General features: G+C 67.1%; 16 protein-coding genes. 6 read left to right on the top strand and 10 right to left on the bottom strand.

Translation table 11 applies throughout. From position 1 onward, the window contains the following. Nucleotides 1-16: 16 nt before the first annotated feature. The 6 genes from LOC59_RS04185 to mtrA form a co-directional block, all read right to left on the bottom strand. Nucleotides 17-1,225, bottom strand: coding sequence for a winged helix-turn-helix domain-containing protein (locus LOC59_RS04185; protein ID WP_229970703.1), 1,209 nt, complete (start codon nt 1,223-1,225; stop codon nt 17-19). Nucleotides 1,226-1,251: 26 nt separating this feature from the next. Beyond that, nucleotides 1,252-1,977, bottom strand: a complete 726-nt coding sequence (gene hpf / locus LOC59_RS04180) for a ribosome hibernation-promoting factor, HPF/YfiA family (RefSeq protein WP_227894490.1) — start codon at nt 1,975-1,977, stop codon at nt 1,252-1,254. A 192-nt stretch (nt 1,978-2,169) separates the two neighbouring features. Beyond that, nucleotides 2,170-3,033: a ComF family protein gene (locus LOC59_RS04175; RefSeq protein WP_229970700.1), complete on the bottom strand. Its 864-nt coding sequence runs from the start codon at nt 3,031-3,033 to the stop codon at nt 2,170-2,172. Between the two features lie 182 nt (nt 3,034-3,215). Further along, the gene (locus LOC59_RS04170; RefSeq protein ID WP_229970698.1) at nt 3,216-4,925 is read right to left on the bottom strand and encodes an LpqB family beta-propeller domain-containing protein; all 1,710 of its coding nucleotides are present in this window, start codon (nt 4,923-4,925) and stop codon (nt 3,216-3,218) included. Continuing rightward, complete coding sequence (gene mtrB / locus LOC59_RS04165) at nt 4,918-6,600, bottom strand: MtrAB system histidine kinase MtrB (RefSeq protein WP_229970697.1); 1,683 nt, start codon at nt 6,598-6,600, stop codon at nt 4,918-4,920. The genes LOC59_RS04170 and mtrB overlap by 8 nt, the downstream gene beginning before the upstream one ends. A gap of 73 nt (nt 6,601-6,673) precedes the next feature. Then, the gene (mtrA, locus tag LOC59_RS04160) at nt 6,674-7,351 is read right to left on the bottom strand and encodes an MtrAB system response regulator MtrA (protein WP_227894487.1); all 678 of its coding nucleotides are present in this window, start codon (nt 7,349-7,351) and stop codon (nt 6,674-6,676) included. Nucleotides 7,352-7,990: 639 nt separating this feature from the next. Between mtrA and LOC59_RS04155 the strand changes: the two genes are divergently transcribed. From LOC59_RS04155 to LOC59_RS04130, 6 genes are read left to right on the top strand one after another with little or no spacing between them, the layout of a single operon-like run. Beyond that, nucleotides 7,991-8,980 (top strand): glycerophosphoryl diester phosphodiesterase membrane domain-containing protein, encoded by a 990-nt coding sequence (locus tag LOC59_RS04155; protein ID WP_229970695.1) that lies wholly within the window; start codon nt 7,991-7,993, stop codon nt 8,978-8,980. A 6-nt stretch (nt 8,981-8,986) separates the two neighbouring features. Next, nucleotides 8,987-9,676 (top strand): DUF4129 domain-containing protein, encoded by a 690-nt coding sequence (locus tag LOC59_RS04150; RefSeq protein ID WP_229970693.1) that lies wholly within the window; start codon nt 8,987-8,989, stop codon nt 9,674-9,676. Next, nucleotides 9,673-10,884, top strand: a complete 1,212-nt coding sequence (locus tag LOC59_RS04145; protein ID WP_229970691.1) for a DUF4350 domain-containing protein — start codon at nt 9,673-9,675, stop codon at nt 10,882-10,884. Before LOC59_RS04150 ends, LOC59_RS04145 begins: the two co-directional genes overlap by 4 nt. Beyond that, nucleotides 10,881-11,894: an AAA family ATPase gene (locus tag LOC59_RS04140; protein WP_229970689.1), complete on the top strand. Its 1,014-nt coding sequence runs from the start codon at nt 10,881-10,883 to the stop codon at nt 11,892-11,894. Before LOC59_RS04145 ends, LOC59_RS04140 begins: the two co-directional genes overlap by 4 nt. 11 nt (nt 11,895-11,905) lie before the next feature. Beyond that, nucleotides 11,906-13,198 (top strand): DUF58 domain-containing protein, encoded by a 1,293-nt coding sequence (locus LOC59_RS04135; RefSeq protein ID WP_229970687.1) that lies wholly within the window; start codon nt 11,906-11,908, stop codon nt 13,196-13,198. Nucleotides 13,199-13,215: 17 nt separating this feature from the next. Beyond that, the gene (locus tag LOC59_RS04130; protein ID WP_229970685.1) at nt 13,216-13,896 is read left to right on the top strand and encodes a DUF4166 domain-containing protein; all 681 of its coding nucleotides are present in this window, start codon (nt 13,216-13,218) and stop codon (nt 13,894-13,896) included. Between the two features lie 5 nt (nt 13,897-13,901). Here LOC59_RS04130 and LOC59_RS04125 read toward each other — a convergent pair whose 3' ends face one another. The 4 genes from LOC59_RS04125 to LOC59_RS04110 form a co-directional block, all read right to left on the bottom strand. Then, nucleotides 13,902-14,981 (bottom strand): hypothetical protein, encoded by a 1,080-nt coding sequence (locus LOC59_RS04125; protein WP_227894480.1) that lies wholly within the window; start codon nt 14,979-14,981, stop codon nt 13,902-13,904. Beyond that, a complete protein-coding gene (locus LOC59_RS04120; RefSeq protein WP_227894479.1) occupies nt 14,965-15,342 on the bottom strand; it encodes a chorismate mutase in 378 nt (125 codons plus the stop codon). The genes LOC59_RS04125 and LOC59_RS04120 overlap by 17 nt, the downstream gene beginning before the upstream one ends. Nucleotides 15,343-15,409: 67 nt before the next feature. After that, nucleotides 15,410-16,546 (bottom strand): tRNA 2-thiouridine(34) synthase MnmA, encoded by a 1,137-nt coding sequence (gene mnmA, locus LOC59_RS04115; protein WP_227894478.1) that lies wholly within the window; start codon nt 16,544-16,546, stop codon nt 15,410-15,412. After that, a complete protein-coding gene (locus LOC59_RS04110; protein ID WP_229970683.1) occupies nt 16,543-17,769 on the bottom strand; it encodes a cysteine desulfurase family protein in 1,227 nt (408 codons plus the stop codon). Before LOC59_RS04110 ends, mnmA begins: the two co-directional genes overlap by 4 nt. Between the last annotated feature and the right edge of the window lie 116 nt (nt 17,770-17,885).

Below are 17,885 nucleotides of genomic sequence, written 5' to 3'. Positions count from 1 at the left end.
GGGTTCCCGGCGTGGGCTACTCACGGCTAACGGCCAGTTTCAGGGCGGGCGCAAGGTTGCCCACAGGTCTTACCATAACCTCTCCGAGGTCCAGCCACCGTGCCATCAGGACTAATTCCGCAGCCAGCTCAACGGCGGTATCATCCGGTGCGTCCGCTTCCAGGTGGGCAGACTGGACCAGGAGCACTCCCCGGGCCCGGTCAGCTTTGAGGTCAACGCGCGCCGCGATCCTTTCCCGCAGCAGGAAGGGCAGCACGTAGTACCCGAAACGCCGTTTTGCCACAGGGGTATAGATTTCGATCCGGTAGTCGATCCCGAAGAGATCCCGCAGCCTCCGCCGGTCAAATACCAGCGAATCGAAGGGACTCAGCAGCCCGCGGCCGTGACAGCGGCGCGGGATACGGGCAGCTGCATGCAGGAAGACCGGTGCCTTCCAGCCAGCGACCGAGGTTTCCTCCAGCGTCCCGCGTGCGGACAGGGTCCTGGCCGCCCCCAGGGTGTCCTGAACCGGCAGGCGGAAATAGTCGGCAAGTGCGTTTGCCGTGCCGACGCCAAGCGAACGTGCAGCCCTTTCCGTCAGCCGCAGCAGTGCTTCGCCGAGGTCGACGCCGTCTTCCAGGGACGCCGGCCCCTGCGGATGCACCGCGGCAGTCGGGGCGTAGAGCCGTTCAAACTGGGCAGTACGGCCGGCACTGGTAACGATCCCCTGTTCGAACAGGTCTTCCAGCACGCGCTTGACGACGCTCCAGTTCCACCCCCAGTGTGTTTTCTCCCTGTCGGCGGCGTGCCCCAGGAGCATTTCAGCCTGCCGCGCGGTGAGCGGATGTTTGTCTTCCAGCAATGCCAGCAACGCATCGGAGACGCTCCGGCGGAGTTCTTCCGGTTCCACGGAGCCCGCCCAGCTTCGCTTCTTCCAAAGGCGCAGGTCTGCGAACAGGTCCGGATGGATATAGCTCGCCTCGTGCGCCCAGTACTCCATCATGCGGCGCGGGTGGCGGGATGACATGCCGTCCAGCACCGTTCGGTCGTACGCGCCCAGCCGTGAGAAGTGGGGCAAATAGTGACTGCGGGCAAGGACATTGACGGAGTCGATCTGCAACAGGGCCAGGGAATCAAAAACGCGGCCCACCTGCCCGGGAGTCGGGCTGGCGGGCCGCGCTTTCGCAAACTGCTGTGCGCACAGAACCGCGCGGCGGGCCTGGTCCAGGGTCAGGGCGGCTGGCATGCCCCCATCCTAGACAGGCCCGGACCTCAGGCGGTGGCTTCGATCCCTTCTGTCACAACCGTGTTGTCGCGGTAACCGCGCATCTCTTCGCGCAATTCCTCTGCGCCTTCCGCGCACTTCGAATCCAGGGTGATGACGCCATAGGTCCATCCCTTCCGGCGGTACACCACCGAAGGCGCACCAGTTGCGGAATCCACGAACAGGTAGAAGTCGTGGCCGACCAGTTCCATGTTGTCGACGGCGTCGTCAAGGGTCATAGGGGCGCCCGGAAAGACCTTGCGGCGGATCAGCACCGGGCACTCGCCGGTCTGCATCTCCTGGTCGGCTTCATTGCCTTCCACGGGAGCCGGTTCTTCAGCGGCAACCTGCGCGGCGAGCGGCTCTGCTGTCCGGGCCGGTTCCAGCCCGGCGGTCGCCACGCGTACCGCGAGAGGGGTGTGCCGCCCGCGGTGGACCTTCCGCCGGTCGCTGGCGCGGCGGAGGCGCTCCATGAGCTTGCCGTAGGCGAGGTCAAAGGCGGCGAACTTATCGGCGGACGATGCTTCGGCACGGACTACCGGTCCGCGTCCAAGGACGGTCAATTCAACGGTGAGGGAGCTGTCGGCTTCGCGGATGTTCTCGTGCTTGGTAACCCGTGCATCAACCCGCTGCACCTTGTTTCCGAGGTTCTCCACCTTGCCGATCTTCTCGGCGGCGTACTGACGGAACCGATCGGATACTGCAACGTTGCGTCCGCTGATCATGAATTCCATGGTGCCCTCCAATATTCTTCGGTGACACAACAACGGCCGCTGCCAGTTTCCTTCGCAGCCGTTGCCGCAGGACTGCTCCTTTGCTTGAAACAGTCCATACCAACACGTTAGATCACCCCGAAAGTAAATTCACCTTCTGACCTTGGACGCTGTTCTTTTCCTTTCCCGACGTGGCCTGCTGCAACGCCATGGTCAACGGGCAGCTGAAGGCGCACGCGCTGCAGCAATGACGACGGCGCCCACCACCTCCGCTCCGGCGCCGCGCAGGGCACGCACAGCTTCGGCAACGGTGGCTCCGGTCGTCAGGACGTCATCGGCCACCACCACCTTCAGACCCCGAAGGGATCCAGGCGGACCCGCGGTCATGGTTCCGTGCACGTTGCGCCTCCGGGCCCGCGCTCCGAGCCCCTTCTGTCCCGCCGTCCGGGTGCGCAGCCATCCCGCTGCCTCGGCGCCTGGCCGGTACCGCACCAGCCGGCTGACGTGCGTCTTCCCGGGCAGCAGTCCGCGGCGGCCGACGTAACCAAGGATGAGGGCAAGCGGATCGTATCCGCGGCGGTAGCGTGCCTGCGTCTTCCCCGGAACCGGGACCACGTGGACACAATCCTGCCCGATGCCCGGAACCGAGTGCAGCGCGCGCGCCATCGCCGTGCCGAGGACAGGAACCAGATCTGTGTGGCCGTGGTTCTTGCAGGCGAGCAGCACCCGGGCCAGTGCCGTCCCGTAGCGGCCGGCCGACGTCACCGAAAGAGGGCGGTATTGCGGTTCCTCGGAGCTGCCGTCCCCGGCCGGGCAGAAAGCGCCTGCGGCGGGATCCTCCTCCTGGAAAGGGAGCAGCCCTGCGCCGGAAGATGCCTCAAAGGGGCGCAGCGTGGCATGCCTGACCGCGGCAGCGCATCCGTTGCACAACGATTCGTCCGGCCGTGCGCACACGGCACACACCACCGGCAGCAGCACCGACCGCAATTCGCGGCAGGCCCGCAGCAGCCCGGCGGCGGCGGGGTGCTGGAGGACCCGATCCGCTTCCCGGAACGGAATCAAACGCGGAGAAGACATGTCCCCAGACTGCGGCCGGGGGGCCGCCGCCATGTAAAACGGACAGCAGCGGCGGACAAACGGAGGCTGTCCGGCCCTTCAGCCGGATATGTGGAGGAAGGGATGTCTGACGGACGGGAGGTATACCCGAGCGGTGCATACCCGAGGGGACCAGGCGGAAGCGCCGCCCGGGAGCGGACCCCCTAGCCCGGGAACGCCGGATCCCGCAGCCCGTCGATCTCCTTGATCCAGCCGTTGCCCAGTTTCTTGTAAATGGCGTCAGCGGTCTGCAGGAAGAGGTCTTCCGGACCGTCACCACCGCTCAGGCTGAAGCCCCCGTCCCACGGCGCCAGGGTGCGGTTCTCCTCCGTTGGATCCAGGATGACCGGGGTAAGGCGCTCGTCCTGGCCCTTCTGCAGCGCAGCAACCGAGGTCTCGCCGACCCAGACAGCCGTCGTCACGGGATCGTCAGTCCAGACTTCCAACGGTGCCGTCAGCGTCTGCGGGGTGCCGCCAGAGGAGCGCACGACGCCGGCGATCAGGACGCGGGCCGTACCGTTCTGTTCCACCACCAGCAACGCACGGGCTCCGTCGCGTGAGATCCTCAGCTCCTTGACCTTCATCCCTTCGAGCCACGACGGTGTCAGTCCAGGCTGGCCGGAAGGCTTGAGGTCCGGTCCGACGGCGATCACTTTGCTCCCGGACGGCTCGTCCGAGGCGGACCAGATCCAGCCCTCTGGATCGACGCTTGGTGCGCTGAGGCCGCTTCCGGACGCCACGGGGGCGACGTCCTTGCCGGGACCTGTGACCAGCAGGGTGCCGGCGTCGCTGGAAAGGAAGGCGATTGTGGCCAGGTCCGCCGATACGGCGGGCTCCCGGGGGCCGTACTCACTGAGGTCAGGCAGGTTTTCGATGGGCACCGCCTGCCTGTCCTGGAAGAAGGTCAAGCTGTCGCCGGAGACTGCGATCTGGGTATCGCCGACGCGGGGATCATCCTGGACCGCCAGCAGGGAATCGTTCTCGGGTCCCAGGTCCACCGGGCGCTGGTTTACCGTCATCTCAACCGAATTCACATTGTTGAGCTGGCGGAGGTTCTTTTCCAGCTGCAGCGCCATCTGCTGCCGGCTGAGGTCACTGGAATCCTCGAGGACCTCTGCCGAGAAGTCCACCGATGCCACACCTGAAACCACCGGAACGGCATCGCGGGCCAGAGACGTTTCCGCGGGGAAAGCGCTGGTCACTGCGCCCTGCAGGTAGGGAGCCGGTCCCGCGAGCATGGCGTTGACCACGGAGGCAGCTATGCCTGACCGGCGGATAAACCACCGGGTGTCCGGAACCCAGTAGCTGTAGGTGCTCGAGTAGAAGTACAGGTTATGGGCCTGGAACACCGTCGGGAACGTGACGTCCGAAATCATCACTCCGTTGGGAATGCCGCTGATGCGCCACTCGCCGTCCTGCTGTGCCAGCCGGACCTGGATGGTCTCTGTAGTCCCGGGGGCGGAACTCGTGCGTATGCCTCCGGCATTGACCGAAGCCACGACTTCGAGCTGGATCTGGAACGCATTGGGCTCGGGAAGCGGGACCACATTCGGGTCCGCGCCGTAAATCACGACCCGCTCGCCGGGAACCCAGGAGCTGGCGAGCTCGGCTGTGAGGAACTCGCGGGCCGCGCTGTAGTCCTCTCCGGCACCGACTCCGGCGGTAATGAAACCTTCGATGATTTCCTGCGGGCCGGCACCGTCTGCGGGGCCGGGAGGAGTGTAGCTGAGCTGGTTCGCGATGTTGCTGCCGCCTGCGCTGGGAGTAGCCGTGCCCACCGGCCCAACCGTGGGAATAGAGGAACACCCGGCCAGGAAAAGCATCACGGCGACGAGGAGTGCAGCGCGAAGGCGTCCGCGCAGTCCGCTAGTCATGGTGTTCCTCCGGATCAGGACTCACGAGTGCAGAGAGTGCGCGCGGCGGTGCCGGCAGCGACGTGTCCTGCGGGGAGAGGGGAACAGGCGACGCCGCGAACCCTTCGCCGTGCCGCCGCGGAAGCGTCAGGCGGAAGCAGGCACCGTTGCCCGGGCTGCCCCATGCTTCCAGCCAACCGTCATGCAGCCGGGCATCCTCCGCTGCAATGGCAAGGCCCAGGCCGCTGCCGCCGGTTGTCCGGGCGCGCGCCGGGTCCGCACGCCAGAAACGGTCGAAGACGCGCGCGGCGTCGTCGTCGCTCATTCCTATGCCGTAGTCGCGGACCGCCACGCCGACGGCGTCGGCATTGGTGGCAACAGCGATCTCCACGGGTTTGCCTTCACCGTGCTCCAGCGCATTGACGACCAGGTTGCGGACAATTCGTTCGACGCGGCGGGGATCCGCGTCGACTACTACCCGGTCCTCGCGGCAGACAATGCGCACCTCGGAACCGTTGTTCAGGGCCAGCGGCTCGGTGGCTTCCACAACGTCGCGGACGATTCCGAGGATATCCGCAGCCTCGAGGTCCGGTTCGGCTGCGCCGGCATCGAAGCGGCTGATTTCAAGCAGGTCGGCGAGCAGCGCCTGGAAGCGTTCCACCTGGTGGTAGAGCAGCTCCGTGGAGCGCTTGCTGATGGGATCAAACCCGTCGCGTGCGTCGTAAAGCACTTCGGCAGCCATCCGTACCGTGGTCAGCGGCGTCCGCAGTTCGTGGGAGACATCGGAGACGAAACCCTGCTGCATCCGGGAGAGCTGGGCGAGCTGGGTGATCTGGTCCTGCAGCGTGGCGGCCATGTGGTTGAAGGAGGCTGCGAGCCTGGCGACTTCGTCCTCGCCCTTGACCTCCATACGTTCCTGGAGCTCCCCCGCCGCAAGCTTTTCGGACACGGAGGCGGCGGCGCTGACGGCGCCGACGCCGGCCTTTGTGACAATCCAGGCGATCGTTCCGATAATTGCCAGGAACAGGCCGCCGGCGATCCAGAGGATCCGGTGGATATCATCCAGGGTCTGCTGCATGGTGGAGAGGTCATAGATCAGGTAGAGCGCATATTCGGAGCGGTCCGGGGGCAGCGTGACCTTGGTGCCGAACGCCAAGCCGGGTTCGCCGTAGGCAAGCGCCAGGGCGGACCAGTGAACGACGTCCTCGCCGTCCGGATCCATGGCGTTGATGGAATCGCTCAGCGGTGCCGGGATCCCGCTGGCAGTGATGCCGTCACCCAGCGGAGAAACGTAGAGGTTGTCCTGTCCGGGCAAGGGCGTCAGCAGGTAGCGGCGCGGGGTTTCGGCACCGCGCCCCTCGAGCAGGGAAAGCGTGTTGGACACCAGGCGTTCGGTGCCTTCGCGGTCCACGGCTGCGGTGGTCCGGAAGTTTTCCTTGACGCTGCTCAGGCCGGCAGTTGCTTCGGCACGGAACTGTGTCAGGCGCTCCTCATACAGGGCGCCGGCAATCTGGTGGGACAGGAAAGCCCCGATTCCGCCGGACGCCAGGGTCACCAGGAGCAGGGTCGCCAGGACGGTTTTGAACTGCAGCGACCGCCGCCACCGCACGGCAACCCGCGCCAGGGTTGCCCGGTAGGCGGATTCCGCCATTCGGCGCAGGGCAGCCGCGGCCCGGGCCCGGCGCTCCGCGCCCATCCATTGACCGGCCCATGAACCGGTCTTTTTGCCGTCGGCGGCGCCGGGCTCCGCCGGGGAGGCGGAGCTGGAACTAGTTCTGGCCGGCTTTGTAACCGACACCGCGCACCGTCAGGACAATTTCGGGCGCCTCAGGATCGCGCTCGATTTTGGAGCGCAGCCGCTGCACATGGACGTTGACCAGCCGGGTATCGGCCGCGTGGCGGTAGCCCCACACCTGTTCCAGCAGCATTTCCCGTGTGAAGACCTGCCAGGGTTTGCGCGCCAGCGCCACCAGCAGGTCGAATTCCAGCGGCGTCAGCGCAATCCGGTCGGTGCCGCGTGACACGGAGTGCCCTGCAACGTCGATGCTGATTTCGCCAATTGAAAGCGTCTCCGGCGACTTCGAATCGACCGGGCGCAGCCTGGCCCGGACGCGTGCCACGAGTTCGGCGGGCTTGAAGGGCTTCGGGACGTAGTCATCCGCCCCGGATTCAAGACCGCGGACGACGTCGGCGGTGTCGGATTTAGCGGTCAGCATCACGATGGGAAGGTCGGACTCCGCGCGGATCTGCCGGCAGACTTCGATGCCGTCAATACCGGGCAGCATCAGGTCCAGGAGCACCAGGTCGGGCTTGGTGCTGCGGAAGATTTCAAGGGCCTGCGCACCGTCGGAGCAGAAAACGGGATCGAACCCGTCGTTGCGCAGCACGATGCCGATCATTTCCGCCAGGGCTTCGTCGTCGTCTACGACCAGTATCCGTGCCTTCATGCTTTCCAGTTCCCCACTTACTTCCTGCCCCTGATGGGCAATCGACGCCTGCAGCCCGCGCCGGGCATGTCCGTTCCTTGCCCACTGCGGCAGCGGCCGTTAGGGCTTGCGCCCGGCGCGCAGGCGGGGCACGCCGGAATGCCCATGTTATCCCTATCATCCCCGGCGGCATATTTTTGCAGCGGCCCGCCGGGTCCCGGGGAACGCGGACAGAAACTATAGTCGGACAAGGACAAACAACAGCAAGTGCGGACAAGGCGGGGGCCAGGCATGAGTCAGAACAATCACAACCAACCCGATCCGGGGGCGGGCGACGGTAGTTCCGACGCGTCGCAGCCACCCCTTCCGCCTACGGGTTCGCAGCAGCCGCAATGGGGTCAGCAGCCCCAATGGGGCCAGCAGCCTCCTTGGCCGCAGCCGCAGTGGGGACAGTATGCTCCCCCGCCCCAGCCCCAATGGGGCCAGCAGGCTCCCCCGCAGCAGCCTTGGGGCACGCCCCCTCCTCCAGGCGCCCCAGCGCCTGGCCAAAGTCCCTATGGCCCGGCCTTTTCCGGTCAGGCCGGCTACGGTCCCGGGCAGTACTCAGCACCGCCGAAACCCGGAGTCATTCCGCTGCGTCCGCTGGGTCTGGGCGAGATCATGGACGGTGCCTTCCAGGCATGCCGCCGCAATCCGGCGGCAACGTTCGGCACGGCCATCATCATCCAGGCCGTCATCGCTGTACTGAGCGTGGTCTTCGGCCAGTCCCTCATCGGTTCACTGGAGGTCCTGGACACGCAGGCGGAGCTCACCGACGCCCAGGCCATTTCGTTCGGGGCGTCTGTGCTGACCGGCGGCACCGTGCTGACCGTCATCTCCGCGATCGGAATCCTGGCGATGCAGGGACTGCTCGTCATTCCTGTGGCCCGTGCGATCCTCAACCTCAAGACCGGCCTGGCGCAGACCTGGCGCCTGGCCAAGGGGTCCTACCTCCGCCTGGGGGGCATGGCCCTGCTCATGCTCGCTGCTTCCATCGCCGGGCTGGCAGCCTTCGTCTTCGCCGTCGTTTTCGTCATTGAGTTCCTGGGCACCTCCGGAGTCGTCCTCACGGTCCTGGGAGTCCTGGCGGTTATCGCCGTCTTCGCCTGGCTGACGGTCAAACTCGCCCTGGCACCCGCTGCCCTGGTCCTGGAACCGCGCGGGATTTTCGCCGCCGTGGGCCGGTCCTGGTCGCTGACCCGGGGCAACTGGTGGCGCACCTTCGGCATCCTGATCCTCACCAGCATCATCGTCTCCATCATCGTCTCCGTGATCAGCACGCCTATCACCATGCTGGTCACCCTGTTCGCCTCGTTCGGATCCGGCGATGCCGCCGGGGACGACCTCTCGACGATCCTGCCCGTCCTGGTCCTGACCACGGCCATCTCGGCGTTCTTCGGAGCAATCGGGTACGCCTTCCAAGCCGCCGTGACCTCCCTGTTGTACGTCGACCTCCGCATGCGCCGGGAAGGCTTCGACGTCGTGCTGATGCGGGAGCAGGAACACGCTGCGAGCGGGGATCCCGACGACGTTCCGGGCCGCGGCGGCCACGGCCAGTTCCCTGTTCCTCCGGGCCCGTGGCCCGGAGGACGAGCCGCCGGGTCCCGCTAGGCGCTCATGATTTTCCCCCTCTATCTCCGTTCCGCCGTGCCGTTTGACGTGCCGGTGGAACCCGACGACCGGCAAGCCCGCCAGTGGCTGGAAACCGAGCTCGCCCGACCCGAATACCAGGATGCCCGGCCGGGTTGGGCGGAGCAGTTGATCGCCGCTGTGTTGGAGTGGCTGGGCGACGTGCTTTCCGGCATCCAGGGCCTGGGGTCCGGCACCGGTGTCCTGCTGCTGGGGCTCGGCGCACTGGTGGTGCTGGCGTTTGCCGTGCTTGTCATTCGGCCGCGCCTGAACGCCCGGCGCAAGCCCCCGGAAGGAATCTTCGAAGACGCTGCCCCCGAGCAGGACGCCGCAGGACACCGGCGGCTTGCCGAGCACGCGGCTGCGGCCGGAGACTGGGACACCGCGCTTGCCGAACGTCTGCGGGCAGTCCTTCGCTCAGCCGAGGAGCGCGTCATCCTGGACCGCAGGCCGGGACGCACGGCCAGCGAAGCAGGAGCAGCCCTAAGCTCGGTTTTTCCGTCCGCAGGGACCGATATCCGCTGGCTGAGCACCCGCTTCGACGAGGTCAAGTACGGCGGCGCGCATGCCGGAGCAGCGGATTCCGAGCGGGCCGCCCGGCTCGACGCCGAGCTGCTGCGGACTGAACCTGTCCAGGCGCACCTCCGCACAGATCCGGCTTTGGCGGTGCCGAAATGAGCAGCACAGCACTCCCGCACAGCACGTCTGGCGGAACTGCTGCCCTCCCAGCACGGACACCGGGGAGCCTGCGGCACAGGCTGCGGGCCTGGCGGGTCTGGATCATCCTTGCACTGGTCCTGGCGGGCGGAGTCGCGCTGAGCCTGCTGACCTCTGCGGGTGAGGACCGGATCCCGCTCTCAGCGGATAACCCCGCTCCGGACGGCGCCAAGGCGGCAGCGAGCGTGCTTCGTGCACAGGGTGTCGACGTCGTGGTCCCGGCGGACTACGACGCGGCCCTGGAAGCGCTGGAGTCCGGCGGAGCGACGCTCCTGCTCCTTGATCCGAACGAGTATCTGGACAGCGGCCAGCTCGGGCGCCTGGCCGGTGCTGCGGACAAAACTGTCCTGGTGGAGCCCACGTTCCTCCAGCTCGCGGAGCTGGCACCGGATATTGCCCAGGCAGGACTGGTTCCCGAGACCCTGCTGGAATCCGGTTCCGCGCCGGCGTCGGACTGCTCTGCCCCTGCCGCAGCAGCGGCCGGGTCCGTTACTGCCGGGGGCCTGGCCTACCGCGGCCCTGTCACCTGTTTTCCGGTCACCGGGAGCAGCGAACCCGCTGCCGGGCTTTATGCTTCCTCCGCGGACGGATCGGACACCGTCTTCGGCTTCACCGGACTGCTCGCAAACGAAACGATCACCCGGGACGGCAACGCCGCCCTGGCGCTGCATGTCCTGGGAAGTACGGACACCCTGGTCTGGTACCTCCCGGTTCCGGCGGACATCCTGCCGGGCGCCGCTCCGGCAAACCCCTTTTCCCTGCTTCCTGCGTGGGTGGATCCGCTGCTCATCTGGACGCTCGTCGTCGCAGCGGCGGCTATCTTCTGGCGCGGGCGGCGGCTGGGGCCGCTGGCCCTGGAACCGATGCCGGTGGTGGTGCGCGCTGCTGAGACAGCGGACGGCAGGGCGCGCCTGTACCAGGACAGCCGTGCCCTGGACCGAGCCGCGGCCAATCTTCGTGCGGCCACGCTCGTCCGGCTCGCCGCACGTCTGAGGCTCGGCCCGGGAAGCACCGCCGCCGCCGTCGTTGATGCCGCGGCGCGTTCAAGCGGACGCTCCGCCACCGATATCGATAACCTGCTCAACCGCCATGTACCTGCAACTGACCGTGACCTGGTGACCTGGTCCCAGGAACTTTTGGACCTAGAGGAAGCGATAACCGAACCATGACCCAGCAGTACTCCTCCCCCGCCGGCGGGGTCCAGTCAGGCAACACCCTGGACGAAGAAGCCGAGAGTGCCCGCCGGGCGTTGCAGGCCGTCCGGCAGGAAGTGGCCAAGGCCGTCGTGGGGCAGGACGCCGCCGTGACGGGACTGATCATCGCGTTGCTGGCACGCGGACACGTGCTGCTGGAGGGTGTGCCGGGCGTTGCCAAGACACTGCTGGTCCGCACCCTCGCGGCCGCGCTGTCCCTTGAAACGAACCGGGTCCAGTTCACTCCGGACCTAATGCCCGGTGACGTCACCGGTTCGCTCATTTACGACGGCCGCTCGGCGGAGTTCAGCTTCCGCGAGGGACCCGTTTTCACGAATATCCTGCTCGCCGACGAAATCAACCGCACACCGCCCAAGACCCAGGCGTCCCTGCTGGAAGCGATGGAGGAACGCCAGGTCACCGTTGACGGCGTCTCCCGCGCGTTACCCGACCCGTTCATGGTTGCTGCAACGCAGAATCCGGTGGAATACGAGGGGACCTATCCGCTGCCCGAAGCCCAGCTGGACCGTTTCCTGCTGAAGATGACTTTGGACCTGCCCGGCAGGGACGACGAGATCGAAGTCATCCGCCGGCACGGAAGCGGGTTCGATCCCCGGGACCTTGGCGCAGCAGGCGTCCGGCCGGTAGCCGGCGAGACGGACCTCCGGCACGCCCGGGAAGCCGTTTCCCGGGTGGAGGTGGCACCTGAAGTCCTGGGCTACATCGTCGACCTGGTCCGGGCGACCCGTTCTGCGCCGTCGTTCCAGCTTGGTGTCTCTCCCCGCGGCGCGACGGCTCTGCTCAACACCGCCCGCGCCTGGGCCTGGCTCTCCGGCAGGACCTTCACGACGCCCGACGACGTCAAGGCCCTGACCCTGCCGGCCCTGCGGCACCGCGTGGCGCTGCGGCCCGAAGCACAGATGGACGGAGTCAGCGTGGACGACGTGCTCGGGAGCATCCTCGCAACCGTCCCGGTACCCCGGTAGGCGGAGGCACCGTGGCTGTTTCAGGACGCTTTGTCCTCCTCGCCGCAGCGGGTGCAGTGGCCGTAGTCCTGTTTCCGGGCGCCGCAGCCATCTTCGGCTGGCTGGGAATCCTTGCCCTGGCTGCGGGCGCCGACCTGGCCCTGGCGGTTTCCCCGCGGAGCCTGCGCCTTCAGCGCGATGTGCCGGAGAGTTCCCGGCTCGGTGAGGATGTGCGGTCAGCCGTCACCGTGCACAACCTCTCCGGCCGCACGCTCCACGCGGTGCTGCGCGATGCCTGGCAGCCCTCCGCCGGGGCACGGGATTCAGTGCGCCGCCTTACGGTGCCGGCCCGGGAAGCCCGCCAAACGGCAGGCATCCTGAGGCCGGAACGGCGGGGCGAACTGCGCACCGCACACGTCACGGTCCGTTCCTTTGGCCCGCTGGGGCTGGCAGCGCGCCAGCGCACCATCCCCTACCCCGGATCACTGCGCGTGCTGCCCGCGTTCCACTCCAAACGCCACCTGCCCGCCAAGCTGCGCCGGCTGCGCGAGCTCGACGGAAACGCATCCGTGCAGCTTCGAGGAAACGGTACGGAATTCGATTCGCTGCGCGACTATGTGCGCGGTGATGACGTGCGCTCCATCGACTGGCGGGCGACGGCGAGGCGCCGGGACACGGTGGTGCGTACCTGGCGTCCGGAGCGGGACCGCCGGGTGATCATGGTGCTGGACACCTCGCGGACCTCGGCGGCCCGGATCCTTGATGAGCCCAGGCTCGACACCGGGATTGAGGCCGCGCTCCTGCTGGGGATGCTGGCCCGCGGGGGCGGCGACCGGGTCGATTTCCTGGCCCTCGACCGGCGGGTGCGGGCACGCGTGGACTCCACGGCCAAGGGAAACCTGCTCAGCCGGCTGGTCAACGCCATGGCTCCGCTGGAACCGGAACTGGTGGAGGCGGACCTCTCCCTGCTGCCCGGCGTCATCGCCTCCGTCTCCTCGCGCCGCTCCCTGGTAGTGCTCATCACCTCTTTGGATGCCGGCGCCGTGGAGGAGGGCCTGCTGCCGGTCCTCCCCCGGCTGCTGGCCCGGCATGTGGTGGTTATCGCCTCGGTGCGCGATCCTGCACTGGACGAACTGCGGGCCGCCCGGGATTCAGCCGCCGATGTTTTCCGCGCAGCCGCGGCGGAACGGGCCCTGCTGGACCGGGCAGCTGTCACCGCACAGCTGAAGTCCATGGGAGCAGAAGTAGTGGATGAAACGCCCCATGAGCTTCCTCCGAAACTTGCGGACATGTATATCCGGCTCAAGGCTTCCGGGCGGCTCTAGCGGCGTAGGGTGGAGGCATGAGCGAAGGGTCCCTGTACCGCCGTGCGCTCGGCGCAGAATTCGACAAGCTCCAGCCGCAGCTGCAGGACTATTTCTCGCTACAGCCGGATGAGGGACGCTATGGGCTGGGGATTGGGACGTTCGAGTTCGCCGGCAGTCCGCGCCCGGCGCTGCGGCCGTTCCTCTCAGCCCTGCCGGTGAGGAACGCGTTCTTTCCGGATTTCGGCCGGGATGTTCCGTTCACCATCCGCAACTATGCCCACCGCGACCCGTTCGGCCGCTCGTCGCTGACCGCTGTGCGCAGCTTCCGCTTCGACAGCGGAGAACGCATCTTTGAGGACACCACGTCGCTGACCTCCCCTGCCGGCCTCACGGACTATGTCGGGCGGCGCCGGAACCTCGCCACCGACCTGACCCTGGCCGTCTCCGGGGACGGCAGGATCCACATGCATTCCCCGCATACCAGGCTGTTCCTCGGACGCCTGCGCATCCCCGTGCCGGTGCTGGCGGGCGCGGATGCCCACGCTGAGCAGTGGTGGGACGAGGACTTAGGCCGTTTCCGGATCCGCACGCTGGTCCGGCAGCGGCAGCTCGGCACCGTCTTTGTCTACGACGGCAGCTTTACCTACGGGTACCGGGAGTTCGACGGCGTGCTGCCGCCGGACGTGGAACCGGAAAAGTGGGAGAGACGGCTCTAGGCGGCTTAGCTTTCCGCCGCCAGCTGGTCCAGGGCCGAGGCAGTCTGGGTCAGACGTTCCAGCACCCGCCGTGCCGCCGGCGGAGCCAGCTCTGCCAGCTCGCCGTCCGGCATGATCCGAAGGGCGGCAAGATCGCGCAGCGGCAGGCCCACCCGGGTCCAGCCGCGCGTAATGTCCTCCACCAGTGCCGTGACCTGCCTGGGTTCGGCGCCCGGAGCCGGCAGCGGGAGCGCACCGAGCCAGATCTGCTTTCCGGCTTCAACGGCTTCGGCTATGCCTTCCCAGTCCCTGTCCGTCAGGCGCCGCAGCGGCAGGGCCACGCCGTCGGCTCCAGCCCCGAGTGCCAGGTCCAGCCCCGATGCCGGGCTGCCGTGCCCGGCGGCAGGCAGGTTCAGGATGACCTGCGCCGCACCGGCCTCCGAGAGCGCGTCCCGCACCATGGCCCACAGAATCGATGCCTCCTGGTTGGGTACCCGGCGAAGCGTCCGGTAACCGCTGGCGGTCGGGATCCTCCCGCCAAGGATCTTGTCCACAGCCGGTTCGTCCAGCTGGACCACCAGTGACGCGCCGCGGGACACGGCCGCAACCCGTTCCACGAAACCGGCTGCCCCTGCGGACAGCGACTCTGCCAGCTCCCGGCGGGCTCCGGCGTCGGACAACGCGCGTTCCCCGTTGTGCAGGTACAGCTCCGAGGCCAGCGTCAGGGGTCCCCGGAGAGAGACCTTCAGTTCTCGGCCGGGGTCGTCCTCTTCGCCGATAACGTCGGCCAGCGCGTTGATGTCACGTGAGAGCAGCGAAACCGCCCGCCGCTGGTCCATTCCCGGACGGTCCACCAGCCGCCAGCCGTGCGGCTGCAGGTCAACGGGCAGGTCAACGAGCATTGAGGCGGTTCGGCCGGCCGCATCGGCACCGATACCGCGCTGGGGCAGCTCGACGAGGAACGGAAGGTGGGGATTCCCGAGTTCCCCGCGGATGGTTTTGGCTGCCTCCACCGGGTCGCTGCCCGGCCAGGAGCCGGCAGCGGTCGCGGTGACCCCTGACGGTTCAGGAGCGGACACCGCCTCGCGCTCAGGCTCCGGCTGCATTGCTTCCGCCGTTGCGGGTCTCGGAAATTGCCTGATGGTGGCGGATGACTTCACTGATGATGAAGTTCAGGAATTTTTCCGCGAAGGCAGGATCCAGATGGGCGTCTTCAGCCAGGCGGCGCAGCCGGGCGATCTGCGCGACTTCGCGTCCCGGGTCGGCGGGAGGAAGGTGGTGTTCGGCCTTGAGGTGCCCCACCCGCTGGGTCGCCTTGAATCGCTCGGCCAGCAGATAGACCAGCGTGGCATCGATGTTGTCTATGCTGCTGCGCATAGCGAGCAGTTCGGCCATGACCTCATCCGCCACTTTTCCGGAAAGGGAGCTGGCTTTGGGGTCGAAATCATCGGCTGGTGCAGTACTCATTCCACCAGTTTAGGTCCAGCCGCCGGGACTCGATTCCAGGTTACGCCGGGGGCGTTCGGGACACCTCTCAGGAGACTGCGGTTGGATCCCATTCCAGCGAGCGGGCAGAATCGATGGTCGCCTGGCCCAGGACCCGGGTGCCCTGGTAAATGACTACCGTCTGTCCGGGCGCGACGCCGCGCATTGGCTCGTTCAGCCGGACCACCAGTTCGCTGCGGCCCTCCGGGCCGGTCTCCATCCAGGCAGTCGCGGGCACGGGATCCCCGTGTGCCCGGACCTGGGCAGTGCATTCGAAGACTTCGCCGGTTTCGACTTCCCGGATCGGCAGGCCGGCCCAGGAGACCTTGATGCCGCGCATCTGGTCGATGTCCAGGAGCTTTTCCGGACCCACGATAACCTTGTTCTCCTTGGGCCGGATCTCCAGTACGAAACGCGGCTTACCGTCCGCAGCGGGACGTCCCAGCTTCAGTCCCTTGCGCTGGCCGACAGTAAACGCGTTGGCGCCCGGGTGTGTGCCGAGGGTTTCGCCGGAGGGATCGACGATCTCTCCCTCGCTCATGTCGATGCGTTCCTCGAGCCAGCCGCGGGTGTCGCCGTCGGGAATGAAGCAGATGTCGTGGCTGTCCGGCTTGTTGGCGACGGAGAGTCCACGGCGCTCCGCCTCTGCCCGGACCTCGGCCTTGGACGGAGTGTCGGCCAGCGGGAACATCGCGTGCTTGAGCTGTTCATGGGTCAGCACGCCCAGGACGTAGGACTGGTCCTTGGCCCAGTCTGCGGCCCGGTGCAGTTCCGGATTGCCGTCGGCGTCGGTGATGACCTTGGCATAGTGTCCGGTGCATACGGCGTCGAACCCGAGTGCGAGCGCCTTCTCCAGCAGCGCGGCGAACTTGATCCGCTCGTTGCAGCGCATGCACGGATTGGGGGTGCGCCCGGCGGCGTATTCGGCGACGAAGTCATCCACCACGTCTTCCTTGAACCGCTCGGAGAAGTCCCAGACGTAGTAAGGAATACCCAGGATGTCGCACGCACGCCAGGCATCGCGGGAGTCCTCGATGGTGCAGCAGCCCCGGCTGCCGGTACGCAGCGTCCCGGGCATGCGGGAGAGTGCCAGGTGGACCCCGACGACGTCGTGTCCTGCCTCCACTGCCCGTGCTGCGGCCACGGCGGAATCGACGCCGCCGCTCATTGCTGCCAAAACCTTCATGAAGAAAAACCTGTCCCTGCTGTTCGGATGCTGCTTTCGCTGCCGGCCATGCCGGCCTTCTTGGCCCGTTCATAGGCCTCGGGCAGCGCGTCTATCAAGGCGTCAACGTCCTCGGCCGTGGATGTATGCCCCAGGCTGAAACGCTGGGCTCCCCTGGCCTCGGCCTCGGTGAGTCCCATGGCCAGCAGTACGTGCGAAGGCCGGGGAACGCCTGCAGTGCAGGCCGAACCGGTGGACGACTCTACGCCAGCCAGGTCGAGAAGGAAAAGCAGCGAATCCCCCTCGCAGCCCGGGAAGGTGAAATGGGCGTTTCCCGGCAGGCGGCGGGTGCCTTCCTCGTCGTCGCGCGCTCCGCGCAGGACGGCGTCGGGCACCACGCGTTCGACGGCGCTGATCAGGTAGTTGCGCAGCGTGCGCAGCCGCCGGCTTTCCTCACCGAGGTTCTCGGTGGCGTCACGCGCGGCAGCGGCAAATGCCGCGATGCCGGGTTTATCGAGTGTTCCGGACCGGATGTCGCGTTCCTGCCCGCCGCCATGCAGCACCGGTGTGAGCTTCACGGCCCGGCCGACGACCAGGGCCCCCACGCCAACGGGACCGCCGATCTTGTGCCCGCTGACAGCCATGGTGTCCAGTCCGGAGTCCCGGAAGTCCACGGGTACGGCCCCGAAGGCCTGTACGGCGTCCGAATGCACCGGAACGCCGTAGGTGTGGGCGAGTTCCACCAGGGCCGGAATGTCCTGGAGAGTCCCTACTTCGTTGTTGGCCCACATGACGGTCAGGAGCGCGGTCTCCCCGGCATGCGCCTCCAGTTCCTGCCGCACTGCCTCCAGCGGAACAACGCCCTCGGAATCCACCGGAAGCCAGGTAACGGTGGCACCCTCATGCTTTTCCAGCCATTCCACCGTGTCCAGGACGGCGTGGTGTTCCACCGGGGAGCACAGAATCCGGGTGCGTTTCGGGTCGGCATCCCGGCGGGACCAGTACAGCCCCTTTACGGCGAGGTTGTCTGCCTCGGTTCCTCCGGAGGTAAAAATAACTTCCGAAGGATGGCAGCCCAGCGCCGCGGCCAGGGTTTCCCGCGAGTCCTCGACCACCATCCGGGCGCGCCTGCCGGAGCCGTGCAGCGAAGATGGATTGCCGCTGCGGCTCAGTTCAGTGGTGAGTGCGGCGAGGGCCGAAGCCGAGATCGGCGTGGTCGCCGCGTGGTCAAGGTACACGGGCACCAGACAATTCTAGCGGGTTGTTCCCCGGCCACGGGCTAGAATTGGTTCTCCGCTGGGCAGCGAACCGAATCGGCCACTGCAGCGTTATAGGTATCAGGCACCAGCGGCAGGAAGTC

It is taken from the genome of Arthrobacter sp. zg-Y916 (genome assembly GCF_020907385.1).
Lineage (GTDB): Bacteria > Actinomycetota > Actinomycetes > Actinomycetales > Micrococcaceae > Arthrobacter_B > Arthrobacter_B caoxuetaonis.
Note: the sequence above shows the minus strand (reverse complement) of the source record. Positions and strands in the feature narration are given on the sequence as shown.